Below are 15,398 nucleotides of genomic sequence, written 5' to 3'. Positions count from 1 at the left end.
GCGGGGCCGCGACGCCGATCGCATGGCCGTAGCGCGGGTTCACCGGTATGCCCGACGGTTGCCGTGAGGTATTCCACATGGCTTCAGATACCCCTGGGGGTATAGCCTTCAGATACTCCAGGGGGTATCGAAAGGAAGTCAGATGCGAAGTACCACAGTCGGCGTCGCCGATGCCGCCGCGCATACGGCGGTGCCCGGTGGCCTGCTGGGCCGACTCGGGGCCCGGATGGCCGATCACGCCCGCTGGGTGTTCGGTTTCTGGTTGCTCCTGTCGGTCGCCCTGGGTGCGGCCGCGCCCGCCGTGTTCAACTCGCTCGCGGGGGCGGGCTGGCAGGCCGACGGTTCGGAATCCGTGCGGGTGCGCGAGCTCGCGCAACAGCACTTCGGTGGGAATTCCGCGGCGGCCGTGCAGGTGGTGATCCACTCCGATACCGCGACCATGGACAGTCCCGCCGCGCAACGCCTGGTCACCGATATCGACGCAATCCTGCGAGGTGACAGCCGATTCGGCGCGATCGTCGCACCCGTGCCGGGACAGTCGGTCAGCCGCGACGGGCACACCGGCATCGTGCTGGCGGGCGCAAACGTGAGCACCGACGACATGGTGGCGGCGGTGACCGACGTCGGCCCGAAACTCGAGGCCCTCGCAACGGGCGGGTTTCAGGTCTATCCGACCGGGGCCTCCGCGCTATGGAGCGACTTCAACAAGGCCAACCATGAGGCCATGATGCAGGCCGAGATGCTCTCCTGGCCGGTCACGCTGGCGATCATGGTGCTGGCCTTCGGTTCCCTGGTCGCGGCCGGACTGCCGCTGCTGCTGACGCTGACCGGTCTCGTCGCCTCGGCGGGCGGGCTGGTGCTGCTGAACCATGTCACGCCGATCTCGGTGTGGGCCATGAATTTCGCGATGATGTTCGCACTCGCGCTGGGCATCGACTACGCGCTGTTCCTGGTCTCGCGCTTCCGTGACGCCATTCGCGGGGACACCCCGCCCCGCACGGCGGTCGCGGTCACCATGGCCACGGCCGGGAAAGCGGTCCTGCTCTCCGGTCTGACCGTGCTGGTCAGTCTGTCCGCGGTCTTGGTGGTGCCCGCGCCCGCGGTCCGGACCATGGCCGTCGGCATCATGTTCGCGGTCGCGTTCGTCCTGTTGGCGACGCTGACCCTGCTGCCCGCGGTGCTCGGCGCACTCGGTACGCGGGTGAACAAGGGCGCGCTGCCGTATGCGGCTCGGCAGCAGCATCGTTCACCGGTGTTCGCTTCCTGGGGAAAGCTGCTGCACCGGCACCCGTGGCCATTTGCCATCGGTTCGCTGCTGATCCTCGTCGTGCTGGCCGCACCTATCGCGGGCCTCAAAGTCGCCATGCCATCGATTCAGGTCGTGCCCGCCGACGCCGCCGTGCGCCAAGGCTACGAACTGGTCCAGCGCGAATTCGGGCTCGGCGCGCCGGGCGCACTGCAGATCGTCGCCCCGGCCGCGCAGGCGCAGGATGCCGCGCGAATTGCGGCCTCGGACAGCCGAATCGCGGCGGTCTCGCCGCCACAGCCCGCCGCCGACGGCAGCGACCTGGTCATGATCCAGGCCACCCCGGCCGTTGATCCCTCCGATCCGGCGATGGGCGACATCGTCCATACGCTGCGGTCCGCGCTGCCGAGTGGTGCGCTCGTGGGTGGCGCGGTCGCCGAGAACCTCGATCTGCAACAGGCTTTGAACGACTACCTGCCCCTGGTCGTCGGCATCATCCTCGTGCTCGGCTTCCTGCTGTTGCTGGTGGCCCTGCGCGCACCGCTCATCGCCCTGCTCGGCGCGGGCGTGAGTCTGCTGTCCACCGCGGCCGCGTTCGGTGTCGCCAAGCTGATCTTTCAGGACGGTCACGGCGCGAGCCTGCTGGGCTTCACCCCGCAGGGCTTCCTGGACGGCTGGGGTCCGGTGTTCTTCTTCGCCATGATCTTCGCGATCGCCATGGACTACACGGTCTTCCTGCTGGCCACCGCGAAGGAACACTACGAGCGCTCCGGTGACCCGGCCGTCGCCCACATCGACGGCCTCGCCCACTCCGGCCGGGTGATCGCGGCCGCCGCGGCGGTCATGGTGGCGGTGTTCTTCACTTTCGCCCTGGCCGACCCGCTGCCGCCCAAGGAGATGGGCATCATCCTCGGCGTGGCCGTGCTGCTGGACGCGGTGCTGATCCGCCTGATCCTGCTGCCGGTGCTGCTGCGCCTGACCGGGCATGCCGCCTGGTGGTCGCCGCGCTGGCTGCGCAAGGTGCTGCCCGACATCACCTTCGCCCACTGAAATACCCCCAGGGGTATACTCGAGTCAACGAACCGAGGAAAGGAAGCCGCCATGATCGGTGACGAAGACAGCATCGCCCAGGTCCTCAACCGCCTGCGCCGCGCGCACGGCCAGCTGGCCGGGGTCATCTCCATGATCGAAGCGGGCCGCGACTGCAAGGACGTGGTCACCCAGCTCGCCGCCGTCTCGCGGGCCATCGACCGCGCCGGTTTCAAGATCGTCGCCACCGGCTTGCGCGACTGCCTCAGTGGCGAGCAGAGCGAGAACTCCGAACCGATGACCGTGGAGGAGCTCGAGAAGCTCTTCCTGGCCCTGGCCTGACCGAAAGGAACGCCATGACGATGGCCCTGTCCACCACCCTGCACACCGATTTCGCCGACGCGGTGGCGCGCACCCGGAAAGCCCTGTCCGAGCAGGGTTTCGGGGTGCTCACCGAAATCGACGTGACCGCGACCATGAAGACCAAGCTGGACGCGGACATGGAGGACTACCTCATCCTGGGCGCCTGCAATCCGCCGCTGGCGCATGCAGCGCTCGGCGTGGACCGCCAGATCGGGCTGCTGCTGCCGTGCAATGTCGTGGTGCGCAGTGATCCCGCGCAGGCGGGCACGGTCCGCGTCGAGGCGATGAATCCCGAGCTGATGGTGCAGGTCGCGGGCGATCCGGGCCTGCGTGAGGTCGCCGACGCGGCGGCCGCCAAGCTGCGCGCCGCGCTCGCGATGCTCGGTTGATCCACTGCGCGAACACGATTCGCGCTGCCGCTGTCGGACCCCGCTCATACTCTGGATGGATGGTGTCCGATTCGAAACGGCGAATCGAGGTCGCCGCTGCCGGGCTACTCGCCCGGCACGGCTATCACGGATTCGGGCTGAAGAAGCTGAGCGAGGCGGCCGGGCTGCCGTACGGGTCCATCTACCACCACTTTCCCGGTGGCAAGGAGGAGATCGCGGTCTCGGCCATCACCGGCACCGGGGTGCTGGTGGGTCGGATGATCCGGCAGGCCCCGGGGGACGTGTTCGGCACGGCGGCAACCCTGTTCGATTTCATGGCCGCCAAACTCGCCGACTCCGGTTGGACCGACGGCTGTCCGGTGGGCACGCCCGCCCTCGACGGCGGCAGTGATGTCGAATCCGTGCGCGTCGCCTGCGTTTCGGCGTTCGACGCGATGGCGCACGGGTTCGCGGAGATGCTCACCGAACTGGGCATGGAGCCGGGGGAAGCGCGGGGGCTGGCCACCACGGTGGTCGCGGCCTACGAGGGCGCGACGATTTTGGCCCGGGTACGGCGCAGTGACGAACCGCTGCACACGGTCGCGGCCGCCATGGCCCGGCTGATTCGCCTGAGCTTGGCGGAAGTCGGTGCCGCCGAGGCCAATTCACCCTAGGGTGGGTTGACTGGAAAGAACGTTCTAGCGAAGGATCGAGTGATGAAGCGACTCGTTCTCGACGGCCCGGGTGCTCTGCACTGGGAAGACACGGCCGAACCAGCCCTCGGCGCACCCGGCCAGGCGCTGGTTCGGCCGATCGCGGTGGCCACCTGCGATATCGACCCTGCGATCCTGGGCGGCCGCTTCCCGCTGCCGGGCCCGTATGCCTTCGGCCACGAGGGTGCGGCCGAGATCGTCGCGGTAGGGGATGAGGTGACTTCGGTGCGCCCGGGTGACCGCGTCGTGGTCCCCTTCCAAATCTCCTGTGGCACCTGCGATTCCTGCCGGCGTGGCCGCACCGGCAACTGCACCAGCCACCCCCTGATGTCCACCTACGGTCTGGGCGCGATGGGTGGCCTGGTGTGGGGCGGCTTCTGGTCCGACCTGGTTCTGGTCCCGCACGCGGACGCCATGCTCGTGCCGCTGCCCGCCGGCGTCGACCCGGCCACCGTGGCCAGTGCCAGCGACAATATCGCCGACGCGTACCGGACCGTGGCCCCGCACCTGGCGGACGACCCGGGCGCGGAGGTGCTCGTTCTCGGTGGCCAGGCCGCGGCCTCGATCGGCCTGTACGCGGCGGGCCTGGCGGTCGCGCTGGGTTCGGCGCGCGCCGTCTACCTCGATACCGATCCCGAAAGACTCGCCATCGCAGCGAAACTCGGTGCCGAACCGATCGAGGGCAAACCGACCGAACGCGTCGGCCGATTCCCCGTCACGGTGGAAGCCGCAGGCGGCGCGAAGGCGCTGGTCGCTGCGATTCGAGCCACCGCCAACGACGGCACGTGCACCAGCGTGAGCGTCCAAACCCAGGACGTCGCCCTCCCGATGCTCGAAATGTATTCCCGCTGCTGCACTTTCCACACCGGCCGCGCCCACGCCCGCCCCACCATCCCACCCATCCTCGATCTGGTAGCCACCGGCCGCTTCGACCCGAGCCTGGTCACCACCCGCACCGTGGCCTGGGATGACTCCATCGACGCGTTGCTCGAAAGCCCGGTGAAACTGGTCGCCACGCGCTGACACTGCTCGTTATTCGGTGAAGTCGGGGACCGTGAGAGGTAGTCGCGCAAGCACTTCCGGTTCGGCGAGTACCTCGATGCGGGTGATCCGTTCGCCGTCGATGGTGAATGCCATGACGGCGGGCGGTTCGTCGCGGGCGGTAACAAGTGCGCCGGGGTGTCCGTCCACGAGCATCATGACCGCGAACTCCGCGCGGGGCGCGAATCCGATGGCCAATCGACCGACCCGGTGCGGTCCCTCGACAGTGACGGAGACGCGGCCCGGCGCGGCCACGGCGTCGGCGGACACCGCGATGTCGGGGGCGAGCAGGGTCAGGACCGCGTCGAGGTCACCGGCTCGAACGGCTGCCAGGAAGAACCGCACAATCCGTTGCTCGCGCAGCGTATCCGGTTGGATGCCATCCGTTTCGCCGATCACCCGGTGCCGCCCACGGCTGGCGAGCAGCCGTGCGGCATTGGGTGATCGGCGCAGGATGTCGGCGATCTCGTAGAACGGCACCCCGAACATGTCGTGCAGGACGAAGGCGACACGCTCGGCGGGCGCGAGGCGATGCAGCAGAACCAGCACGGCGCGTTCCAGATCCGCGCCCAGGACCGCCTGCTCCTCGGGCCCGCCGATGGTCGGCCGGTAGGGAAGCTGTTCGAGCACAACGGTTCCCAACGGCATTTCCGGCCGGGCCCGCCGGGCGCGCAGCACGTCGAGGCAGATGCGCGACAGCGCCGTGATGAGCCACCCGTCCAGGTGGCGTATCGCGGTGAGGTCCGTGCGGCTCAGGCGCAGCCAGGTCTCCTGCACCGCATCCTCGGCCTCACCGGAGGCCCCGAGCATCCGGAAGGCCACGGCGGTGAGTCGCGCGCGCCGCTGTTCGAAATGTTCCGTTGCGGAATCCGAGTCGCTGTCAGACATATTTCGCGCCCGCCGAACGTCCCAGTGTCATGACTACTCACACCATCGTCACACGAATCGTTCCCGACCGCGCGGTCCTGTACTGGACCGCAACCCTGCTGGTCGTGGCCGAACTGGTGGTCGGCGGCTGGTGGGACCTCGCCCGCCTCCCGATCGCCCGCGACGTCATCGTGCACCTCGGCTACCCCACCTATTTCCTGGTCATCCTCGGCACCTGGAAGTGGCTCGGCGCACTCGCCCTGCTCATCCCGCGCTTCCCCCTGCTGAAGGAATGGGCCTACGCCGGAACATTCTTCGTCTACACCGGAGCCATCGCCTCCCACCTGACCACCGGCTACCTGCGCAGCGAGGTAGCGATCCTCACCGCCATGGCCCTGTTGACCGCGCTGTCTTGGGCCACCCGTCCGGCCGACCGCCGCACCGACTGACCCGCCGCCCAAACCGCTCGCCCGATCGTGTCGAATGTCTTGCGGACAGCTCAGCGTTTGCTCTCGACCCTCTCCGAAAGCGAGTGCCGCATGCCGGTGACGATCGCCCTGTTCACCCGTGACCTACGGGTGCACGACAACCCGATGCTGGCGGCAGCGGCCGCGGGCGGGGCCGTGGTGCCGCTGTTCGTGCTGGATCCGGGGATCATCGAGCGAACCCCGATCGCGCCCAATCGGCTTCGGTTCCTGACCGCAGCGCTCGCGGAGTTGGACGCCAAATTGCGTGAACTGGGCACGCCCCTGGTGATCCGCCGGGGGCCTGTTGTCGAGGAAGTCGCGCGGGTCATCACCGAAACCGGGGCGAGCGCCGTCCACCTCGCCGGAGACGTCAGCCACTACAGCCGCATCCGCGAACAGCAGCTGCGAGTTCGCGCCGGTGAGGCAGCTTGCCGGGTGGTCGTGCACCCGGCATCGGTCACCGTGGTCGACCCGTCGGAGCTACGTCCGGCGACCGGTCGTGACCATTTCTCGGTCTTCACACCGTATTTCCGCCGCTGGCTCGACACCCCGCTGCGGGCCGAGGCCCCGCGCCCACGAAAGCTCAGCGGTCCGACCGTCAAGGGCGAGGCGGTGCCCGAGTTCGCCGACCTGTGCCACTACCCGACCTCGCCGCAGTTGTCGATCGGCGGCGAGCGCACCGGCCGGAAACTGTTGCGGGAGTGGCTGTCCGGACCCGTGAACAGCTATCACACCGACAATGACAACCTGGCCGGATCGACCTCGGGCCTCTCGCCCTACCTGCATTTCGGCTGTCTGTCGGCGGGCGAAGTCGTACGGCGCACCGATCTGGCGACGCCGGGCGGCGAGGCGTTCGCCCGGCAGCTGGCCTGGCGCGACTTCCACCATCAACTCCTCGCCGCCCGACCGGACCTGGCGCACACCGACTTCCGCCCCCGCCCCACCCCACTGCGTGCCGACCCGCACGCCCTGGCCGCATGGGCCGCGGGCCGCACCGGTTACCCGGTCATCGACGCCGCCATGCGGCAACTGCGCGCCGAAGGCTGGATGCCCGGCCGCGCCCGCCTGCTGGCCGCGAGCTTCCTCACCAAATCCCTGGGCGTCGACTGGCGACTCGGCGCGGCCCATTTCCTGACCTGGCTGGTCGACGGCGATATCGCCAACAACCAGCTGAACTGGCAGTGGGCCGCGGGAACGGGCACCGACACCCGTCCCAATCGCGTCCTCAACCCGATCCGCCAGGCCGAACGCTTCGACCCGGACGGCGTGTATGTGCGGCGCTGGCTGCCCGAATTGGCGCACCTGCCGGGAGCTGCCGTCCATAAACCGTGGCGCGCAGACGTTCCCGACTATCCCGCACCGCTGGTCGAGTTCAACGGCATGTGAGGCGTCACCCTGTCCGGGCAGGGCTTACAGCCGCTTCGTGACGCTGTGGACCTTGGAGAGTTCGTTGCTACCGGGCACGGCCGTGCCGCGGACGCTGACCCGGTCACCCACCTCGATGTCACTGACCTTCAACAGGTCGCTCACCTTGATCGTCTTGCCCATGGTGCGCACGTAGATGGTGTTGAAGGAGAACTTGCGCGTCACGACGCCGGTGAAGGAGACGCTGCGCGCCTCGTCCTGCTCCCGATCCCGTTGCGGCGCTTCGGCGGAGCTGCCGGTGGCGATAGGGGCGGCCGAGGCCACGGCAGGGCCGGCCACGAGTGCACCGACCCCCAGGACCGCGAACGCGACCGGCTTGCTGGCTGTAAACATCAGGAGCTCAACTCATTCCGTTTCTCGGATCGGACCTCGATGTCCTCGAGGAGGGTCGTGCATACCCGACCAAAGGTAGGTACCGACCCGCACTGCGGCAATCAGTCAGCAATCTCAATGGGAGGTGCGGAAAGCTCTCCTCGCCGAATCGTGCGATCGAGAGGGGGTCCTAATGGCACACGACGCCCCGCGGTGCTGCCCTCTGTGGGTTCCTAGCCGCGCTGATACTGATCGGGCAGATCGCGAAGGCCGGGGGCGTCAGCCGGGCGACTCTGCATCGCCTCTTCGCGGGCCGTGATGCCCTGATTCGCGCCATCGAGCACCTAGGCATCCTGCAATTCGAACAGGCCCTCGACGCGGCACGACTCGATGCGGACTCGGCCCCGGAGGCCCTGCGCCGCTTGATCTCCGAGTCCGAGTCGATAGCCGACGTACTGACCTTCTTGTTCAGCGAGAACCAGCTCTTCGAGGGCGAGGACATCAATGCCGGTTGGTCGCGGCTCGACGCTCGCGTCACGGCCCTCTTCCGAAAGGGGCAGCAGGAAGGCGATTTCCGGTTGGACCTGTCGCCCGAATGGCTGGCAGAAGCCCTTTACGGCCTCATCGCGTCCTGGGCGTGGGCCGCCTTCGACGGCCGGGTGGCGCCGCGCTCCCGCACCCACATGGTCACCGAACTGCTGCTGTCCGGCGCGCAGCCGCCCCGCCCGATCTGACACCCGGCGGCAACCGTCCGGCACCCTTATGGCAAAAATAATGCATGGCAGTTCGACCGATCCTGATCGCCGGTGACTCCAGACTCTCCACACCGGCCGTGCCCGTGACCGTATTCGACGCGGAGCTGGCCGCTTTCGTCGAGGACCTGTTCGAGACGAACACGGCCGCCCGGGGTGCGGGCCTGGCGGCGAACCAGATCGGTGACCCGCGTGCGGTTTTCGTCTACGACCTGATGAATTCCGAAGGCCGCCAGCGCGGTTACGTCATCAACCCGATCCTGGAAACCTCCGAGATCCCCGAGACCATGCCCGACCCCGACGACGACACCGAGGGCTGTCTGTCGGTGCCGGGGGAGTGGTTCCCGACCGGGCGCGCCGATTGGGCCAAGGTCACCGGCGTCGACATCGACAATCAGCCCGTCTGCGTGGAAGGCACCGGCTACCTGGCCCGCTGCCTGCAGCACGAGACCGACCACCTGCACGGTCACCTCTACTTGGATCGCCTCATCGGCCGCAATCAGCGCGCGGCGAAGAAGGCGGTCAAGGCGCACGGCTGGACCGAGCCGGGTCGTACGTGGCTTCCGGGTAAGGATGTCGACCCCTTCCACGGCTGAGTCCGCACCCCGGCGGGATGTGAAACGCAAGCGCCTAAAATTCGGGGCACGCGGTCGCGGAGTCCCCTCACTACGGTGAGCCGGGCAACCGGAAACCCGGAGCTCGAGGGGTGCGTCATGCCGTTGCCGATGATCGACGAGGCGGCGGCCGCGAATCAGGAAGCGTCCCAACGACGCTCGATTCCGCTGGTCGTAGTGTGGCTGGTGGCGGTGGTCGGCACCCTCGCCGGGTTGCAGTGGCTGGGTCAGGCGGTGATGAACCCGCACGCCATGCTGCATCTGGAAGACCTCGATGCCTACCGGATCGCCGCCGATCGCGTGCGGCACGAGGTCTCGGTGTACGACACGCCGTTGCATCCGCAGTCGCGCACCGGCTGGGATTTCGTCTACACCCCGTTCGCCGCACTGCTTTTCGTGCCGCTGACCGTCCTGCACGGCACGGTGTTCACCTGGTTCGGCGGGCTCGCGAATTTCGCGCTGCTCGCCGGCTCGGTCTGGGCGGCACTGTCGATCCTCGGCTATCGCCACGACCGTCGAATGCTGATCGTGAGCCCGACCGCCGCCGGACTGCTGCTGTTGTGCGAGCCGATCCGTTCAACCATGGCCTTCGGCCAGATCAACATCCTGCTGCTACTGCTGGTCCTGGCCGATACGGCGCTGCCCGATTCCGCCCGGGGCAAAGGTGTATTGACCGGCATCGCGACCGGAATCAAACTGACCCCGGCATTCTTCATCCTGTATCTGCTGGTGACCCGCCGATTCCGCGCGGCCGCCACCGCGTCCGGCACCGTGCTGGTCACCATGATGATCGGACTGGCTGTCCTGCCGCGGGATTCGCTCAGATACTGGGGCGGAGCGTTCGCCGACTCCTCCCGGATCGGCCCACCCGCGACGCCGTTCAACGAATCCCTCCGCGGTCTGCTGGCCCGCGCGCTCGGCTCGGGCGTCGGTGTCCAATTCCTCTGGCTTGCCATGGCTCTCGCCGCCACCGTCGTCTGCCTACTGCTCGCCCGCCGCCTCTCGGGAACCGGGCGCGAACTGGCCGCCGTGGTGCTGTGCGGTCTGACCAGCACCGTTGTGTCACCGTTCAGTTGGATCCACCACTGGGTGTGGCTCGCACCGCTACTGATCTACCTGGCCCACTTGGTGAATCGCCACCGCTCCCTCGCGACCGCCGGGGCGCTGCTCACCGTCTTCGTCGTCTGTTCCGGCGGCCTGTTGCTGTTGTTGGGCGTGCCCCGCGAGAGCATCCTGGACTTCCCTGACCGCGGACCCGCCGCCCTGTTCGTCCACAACGTCTACGTCTGGCTCACCCTGGCGTTGTTCGCCGCCACCGCGTGGCGACTAAGCCTGCTTCGACCGATCGGGAATCGCCGCGGCGATGCGCAGGGCGACCCTGCGTAGTGCATCGCGGCCGGCGTCGAGTGCGGGAATCGGCAGTCTCTCGAAAAGGTATTCCGCGCCTTCGAATTCGGTGGCTCCCAACCGATCCTTGACGTGCTTGATACCGGTCACTCCGCCGGACTCGCCCATGATGAAGGTAGAACAGCCCAGCTTGCAGGCGTATTCGACCGAGCGGCACTGCAACAGTTCCTGGGTACGCAGCGAGGCGGTCAGGGAACGGTCGGCGTAGGCACGCCAGCCGACGGCGAGCTGTCCGTGCAACAGGACGATATTGGCGGCGATCGGAGTGCCGTCGAGGCACGCGATCCAGATCCGGCAGTCCGTGCCGAGGGCGTCGGCGACGGTGTGGAACCGGCGCAGCGGTTCGGGGCGGCTCCACCAACGCGCGGCCGGGCGCAGCGCACCCCATTGCAGCGAGCGGAGTTCGAGCCAGCGGAGGTAGACGCCATAGAAGTCGGCGACGAGATCGGGCGAGTTGCCGAGCCGAATGTCGACCCCGGCCGCCGCGGCTTTGCGTTCGGCATTGCGGATTCCACTGCGCGCCTTCGCCGTGAAGCGGTGGGACCAGACCTCCTCGAAGCCGCCCGATAGGTCGAGCACGTGGGTGTTGCGCGGCGCACGGCGAACCGGCTGGATGCGCGAGTGGGTGGCGGTCGCCGAATCCCAGGCGTCGGCGGCGATGTAGCCGGGGCGGATCAGGGTGCGCAAGGCGGGGTGGCGGGACAGGTCGGCACGGACGAGCGCGATGTCGGCGGCGCTCGCGCCGCCTGGCGCGAGCAGACCGCCGGTGCTCCAACCGTGCGGGAAGGACGCCTGGATTGCGGGCACCGGGCCGCGAAGTCCGGCGATCCGACGGCGGACCAACGGCAGGATCAGGGTGCGGCCGTGGGGAAGCCGATACAGGCGACTGGCATCGGTCCAGCCGTCACTGCGGCACACGCAGTCGAGCCAGGTCGGGGTTTGCGAGGGCGTCGCGGTCGGGTCGGCCTGCAGCACCTGTGACCAGTCGTCGCGGGGCGCGGGGCTGCAGATCTGTACCCTTCCCTCCTCACTCGCCAGCGACCACGAGGCGGTCCGGCCTCCGTGAGAGCCGAACAGCCGGGTCACGTCGCGCGCCCTTCTCGATGCGGGACACCGCGTTCGGTACTCGTTTGCGGTGGGAGGAACTCTCCACGGTAACGCGATTTCGCCTGCGCTGTGCGCGATATCGTTTGGTAGGGAGTGCTTTTGACCTGGGAGGCAGCGATCTGAACGACATCGGGGCAGCTCGGGGGGCGACGGCCGATCGCGCGATCGACCTGTTGCAGTCCGCCGACGCCCTGTATGGCCAGCTCCGCGACGCGGTGACGGGCGGAGATTCCCTGGACGCGTACCTGGTGGCAGGTGGATTGCTGCAGCTGGTCGAGGACCGATTGCACCCGGATCGCTTACAGCTCGGGCGTATCGCGTCAGCGCTGTCGCAGCCGAAGCGGTCCTTGCCGGGACGCTTGGTCGGCGGTGGTGCCGCGGTGTCGGCCGCGGTCGGCGACCTGCCGGTTCCCGGGCGACCGAGCCGCTTGCATCAGGCGCGATGCGCGCTCCTCGAACTGACCGTGCGCGCGGCCACCGCATTACTCGGGCCGACTGATGCCCGCCCCGCCGACGTGGCCCGAATTCCCGCGCCGCTACGCGAGATCGAGCCGGTGGTGTCGCTGCTCGGCGACGAGGTGATGCGCCTGCCCGCCTGCTTCCACGACTTCGATCAGCGACCCGACGACCTGCGGCGACTCGCCGAGAAGCTCACGGCCACGGTCGATATCCCGAACGATCGGCCGCTGATCGTGATCGGGATACGCACCTCGGGCTGCTATCTGGCCCCGCTGCTGGTGGCGGCACTGCGAGCGGGTGGCGTGGTCGGTGCCCGGGCGCTGACCTACCGTCCGGGCCGCACCTGGTTGCGTGTCGAGCGACAGGCATTGCGCGAATGTGCCCGTGCGGGTGGGCTGGTGGTGCTCATCGACGATCCGCCGGTATCGGGGCGTTCGATGGCGGCGGCGGCCGAAGCGGTGACGGCAACCGGCCTCGGCGCGGACCGGATCGTGCTCGCGCTCACGGATTGGGACGCCACTGACCGCAATGATGCGGGCCGGGCAAATTCGCAGGGTGTGCCGGATGCGTTGGGCCACTGGCCCGCGGCCCGCCTGCCGTGGCGGGAGTGGGCCATACACGAGCTGCTCGCCCCGGAAGCCGTTCGCGGCGCACTGACCGCTCTGGTCGATTCGTCCTGGCAGATCGGGGAACCGGTTGCGCACTCCACCGCGCGTGCACCATCGCGCGGGCATGTGCGCGCCCGCTACACGGTGCCCTTCCTCCACATCGAAACCGGCCGCCGTGAGTCGCGGGAACTCGTGATCGAAGGTGTCGGTCTGGGGCGGTTCGGTCGGCCCGCCGCCGTGATCGCCGAACGGCTGGGCGAGGTACTGCCCCGGATATATGGGGTGCGTGACGGGCTGCTGTATCGAGACTGGATTATCGAAGGGCCGCAGCCGAATCCGGAGATCCTTGCCGACTGTATCGCCGACTACACCGTGCGCCGACAACAGTGCCTCCCGGCCAGGCGGGATCCGACCGGTGCGATGCGTGGCCGCGGACCGATCTGGGAGGTCGCGGCGTACCTGCTCAGCGGCGAGTTCGGAAGCTTCGGTCCACCTGCGCGGCTGCTCCTGCTGGAACCGTTGACCCGCGCCTTGCTGCGGGTGGACCGCCCCAGCATTGCCGACGGCGCCACCGATCACCGTCACTGGATCGCCGACTCGAATGCGGTGCGCAAGATCGGTTTTCACCGGTCACCGTTCGGGAATCGCGAACTTGCCTGCTATGACGCGGTTTTCGGGCTGGCAGGTGCGGCCGCCGATGCTCCCGATATCGCCTTCGCCCGAGCCCTGCGAGCGGGTTTCGCAAGCCGGGACGGGCACGGTGTGGACGGCGAGCGCTGGCTGCTGTACCGCCTGGTGCAACTGTGGCGGCTCAGACGTGCCGATCGGGTATCGGCCGCCGAGTTCGAACGGCGATCAGCGGCGGTGGTGCACGACTATCTGGCGGAATGCATTCTCCCGCAGGAATATCCGGTCTCGGGACCGATCTGCGCAATCGACCTCGACGGCGTGCTGGAGACCGGCCCGCTCGGCTACCCGATCACCTCGCCCGCCGGAGCGCTGGCCCTGCGCGCGCTGCTTGCGCACGGCTACCGCCCGATCATCGCGACCGGTCGCAGCGTCGGTGACACCCGTGACCGTTGCCGCGTCTTCGGACTCGTGGGCGCGGTCGCCGAGTACGGTTCGGCCGTCTACGACGCCCCGACCGACAGCACGATCGACCTGCGCACCGATATGGAACGGTCGCTGCTGGAGGGCGTCCGCGCGAAGCTGAGCGCCGACCCGCGCATCGAGCTCGTGGCGGGCTATGACCACAGCATCCGCGCCCGCATCGACGGCGGTCCGTTGCCCCGCGAAATGATCGACGAGGTCCTGGCTTTCGAGCCCGGCGAGCTGCGCATCGTCGAGGGCGAAGGACAGACCGACATCGTGGCGGCCCGCATCGACAAGGCCACGGGACTGACCGCGCTGATCGAACGATTACCGGGCGCGGCGCATCGAATGACCGTCGGCGACAGCGGCGAGGATCTGCCCATCCTGCGGTCGGCCCCGCTGTCGTTCGCACCGCGCAATGCCGATACCCGGGTTCGCGCTGCGGGTATCACCACGACCCGGCATGCGTATCAGGCCGGACTCCTCGACGCGTGTACCGAACTGCTCGGCCATCGCCCGGGCGGGTGTGCCGAATGCCGACCGCCGGATTTCCCGCCCCGAACCCGTGCACTCTTGGCGGCGTTGGCGATTCGCGAGAACGGGCTGCCGGGGGTGCCGCTGCGTACGCTTCGGCTGGCAGCGCTGCGGCTCAGGTGGCTTCTGAATACACCCGGACATAGTCGACGAGCATGCGCGCGGGGAATTGTGTATCGCTCCCCGGCGAACCGGGCCAGTTGCCGCCGACCGCCAGATTGAGCAGCAGATAGAACGGGTGGTCGAAGTCCCAGCGGGCCCCCGCCTGCTGCTTGGTCAGCGTGCGCGTGGTGTTTCCGTCGACCTGCCAATCGATTTCGGTCGGCGTCCAGACGACGGCGTAGGTGTGCCAGTCGCTGCCGATCTGACCCGTCGGCAGGGTGGTGCCGGTGCCGTAGTCGATGCCCGGCGCGTGCACATGCTGTTCGACATCGCTCGTCTGATTGCCGAGCATCTCCACCACGTCGATCTCACCCGCCCGCGGATAGCCGACCTGCGGCAGATTGTCGCCGAGCAGCCAGAACGCGGACAACAGCCCCGACCCCTGCGGCAGCTTCATGCGCGCCTCGAAGCGGCCGTACTGCTGCGAGAACAGCACGCGTTCCCCGCTTCCGGTGGTGGTCAGCTTGCCGCTCGAATACCGGCAGCTGCCGTACCAGCAGGTTGGTCCGGCACCCGACTCCGCGCGTGCCTCGATCACGAGATGCCCCCGACCGTCGAGGAAGGTATTGCCGTCGGGGGTGTAGTACTGCAATTCCTGGTTGCCCCAACCGGTTCCACCCTTGTCCGGCTGCCAGCGGTCGGGATCGGGCGCGCTCCCGGCGGGCCCGTCGAATTCGTCATCGAAGGTCAACTGCCAACCGGGGTTTCCCGGGGCTGTCGAGGATGTCGGGGCGGGCGGCCCGGACGGGGACGAGCACCCGACCGCCACGATGAGCGCGGTGGCGATGGCCAGCGCGGCCGACAGCGTGGAACGAACGGACATGATGCGGAT

The 15,398-nt window shown here is 68.4% G+C and carries 15 protein-coding genes; 11 read left to right on the top strand and 4 right to left on the bottom strand.

Annotation, left to right across the window (positions count from 1 at the left end; all coding sequences use genetic code 11):
* Positions 1 to 142 precede the first annotated feature (142 nt).
* The 5 genes from ACYVN4_RS08960 to ACYVN4_RS08940 are packed head-to-tail and all read left to right on the top strand — an operon-like array spanning position 143 to position 4,742.
* Positions 143 to 2,296, top strand: coding sequence for an MMPL family transporter (locus tag ACYVN4_RS08960; protein WP_460719156.1), 2,154 nt, complete (start codon positions 143 to 145; stop codon positions 2,294 to 2,296).
* Between the two features lie 51 nt (positions 2,297 to 2,347).
* Positions 2,348 to 2,617 (top strand): metal-sensitive transcriptional regulator, encoded by a 270-nt coding sequence (locus ACYVN4_RS08955; protein ID WP_460719154.1) that lies wholly within the window; start codon positions 2,348 to 2,350, stop codon positions 2,615 to 2,617.
* 14 nt (positions 2,618 to 2,631) lie between these two features.
* On the top strand, positions 2,632 to 3,027 hold the full coding sequence (locus ACYVN4_RS08950) for a DUF302 domain-containing protein (protein ID WP_460719152.1): 396 nt from the start codon (positions 2,632 to 2,634) through the stop codon (positions 3,025 to 3,027).
* Between the two features lie 59 nt (positions 3,028 to 3,086).
* Positions 3,087 to 3,680, top strand: a complete 594-nt coding sequence (locus ACYVN4_RS08945; protein WP_460719150.1) for a TetR/AcrR family transcriptional regulator — start codon at positions 3,087 to 3,089, stop codon at positions 3,678 to 3,680.
* Positions 3,681 to 3,722: 42 nt separating this feature from the next.
* A complete protein-coding gene (locus ACYVN4_RS08940) occupies positions 3,723 to 4,742 on the top strand; it encodes a zinc-dependent alcohol dehydrogenase (protein WP_460719148.1) in 1,020 nt (339 codons plus the stop codon).
* A 9-nt stretch (positions 4,743 to 4,751) separates the two neighbouring features.
* Here ACYVN4_RS08940 and ACYVN4_RS08935 read toward each other — a convergent pair whose 3' ends face one another.
* On the bottom strand, positions 4,752 to 5,648 hold the full coding sequence (locus ACYVN4_RS08935) for a sigma-70 family RNA polymerase sigma factor (RefSeq protein WP_460719146.1): 897 nt from the start codon (positions 5,646 to 5,648) through the stop codon (positions 4,752 to 4,754).
* Positions 5,649 to 5,677: 29 nt separating this feature from the next.
* Here ACYVN4_RS08935 and ACYVN4_RS08930 point away from each other — a divergent pair, with 29 nt between their 5' ends.
* A complete protein-coding gene (locus ACYVN4_RS08930) occupies positions 5,678 to 6,076 on the top strand; it encodes a DoxX family protein (protein ID WP_460719144.1) in 399 nt (132 codons plus the stop codon).
* Between the two features lie 90 nt (positions 6,077 to 6,166).
* Complete coding sequence (locus tag ACYVN4_RS08925; RefSeq protein WP_460719142.1) at positions 6,167 to 7,480, top strand: cryptochrome/photolyase family protein; 1,314 nt, start codon at positions 6,167 to 6,169, stop codon at positions 7,478 to 7,480.
* 24 nt (positions 7,481 to 7,504) lie between these two features.
* Here the strand turns inward: ACYVN4_RS08925 and ACYVN4_RS08920 are convergent, their stop codons facing one another.
* Entirely contained in the window at positions 7,505 to 7,852 is a 348-nt protein-coding gene (locus ACYVN4_RS08920) for a hypothetical protein (RefSeq protein WP_460719140.1), read from the bottom strand.
* 401 nt (positions 7,853 to 8,253) lie between these two features.
* On the opposite strand from ACYVN4_RS08920, the gene ACYVN4_RS08915 reads away from it, so the two are divergent.
* From ACYVN4_RS08915 to ACYVN4_RS08905, 3 genes are all read left to right on the top strand, one after another.
* Positions 8,254 to 8,565, top strand: coding sequence for a hypothetical protein (locus tag ACYVN4_RS08915; protein WP_460719138.1), 312 nt, complete (start codon positions 8,254 to 8,256; stop codon positions 8,563 to 8,565).
* Positions 8,566 to 8,609: 44 nt separating this feature from the next.
* Entirely contained in the window at positions 8,610 to 9,179 is a 570-nt protein-coding gene (locus ACYVN4_RS08910; protein ID WP_460719136.1) for a peptide deformylase, read from the top strand.
* A 117-nt stretch (positions 9,180 to 9,296) separates the two neighbouring features.
* A complete protein-coding gene (locus ACYVN4_RS08905) occupies positions 9,297 to 10,583 on the top strand; it encodes a glycosyltransferase 87 family protein (RefSeq protein ID WP_460719134.1) in 1,287 nt (428 codons plus the stop codon).
* Here ACYVN4_RS08905 and ACYVN4_RS08900 read toward each other — a convergent pair.
* Entirely contained in the window at positions 10,524 to 11,690 is a 1,167-nt protein-coding gene (locus ACYVN4_RS08900; RefSeq protein ID WP_460719132.1) for a GNAT family N-acetyltransferase, read from the bottom strand. The genes ACYVN4_RS08905 and ACYVN4_RS08900 overlap by 60 nt on opposite strands.
* Positions 11,691 to 11,884: 194 nt before the next feature.
* On the opposite strand from ACYVN4_RS08900, the gene ACYVN4_RS08895 reads away from it, so the two are divergent.
* A complete protein-coding gene (locus ACYVN4_RS08895) occupies positions 11,885 to 14,626 on the top strand; it encodes an HAD family hydrolase (protein ID WP_460719130.1) in 2,742 nt (913 codons plus the stop codon).
* Here ACYVN4_RS08895 and ACYVN4_RS08890 read toward each other — a convergent pair.
* Positions 14,520 to 15,389 carry a glycoside hydrolase family 16 protein gene (locus ACYVN4_RS08890; protein ID WP_460719128.1) on the bottom strand — a complete coding sequence of 290 codons (870 nt, stop codon included), beginning with the start codon at positions 15,387 to 15,389 and terminating at the stop codon, positions 14,520 to 14,522. The genes ACYVN4_RS08895 and ACYVN4_RS08890 overlap by 107 nt on opposite strands.
* Positions 15,390 to 15,398 lie beyond the last annotated feature (9 nt).

The sequence above is a fragment of the Nocardia heshunensis genome (genome assembly GCF_054782115.1).
This window is presented reverse-complemented; position numbering and strand designations above follow the sequence as displayed.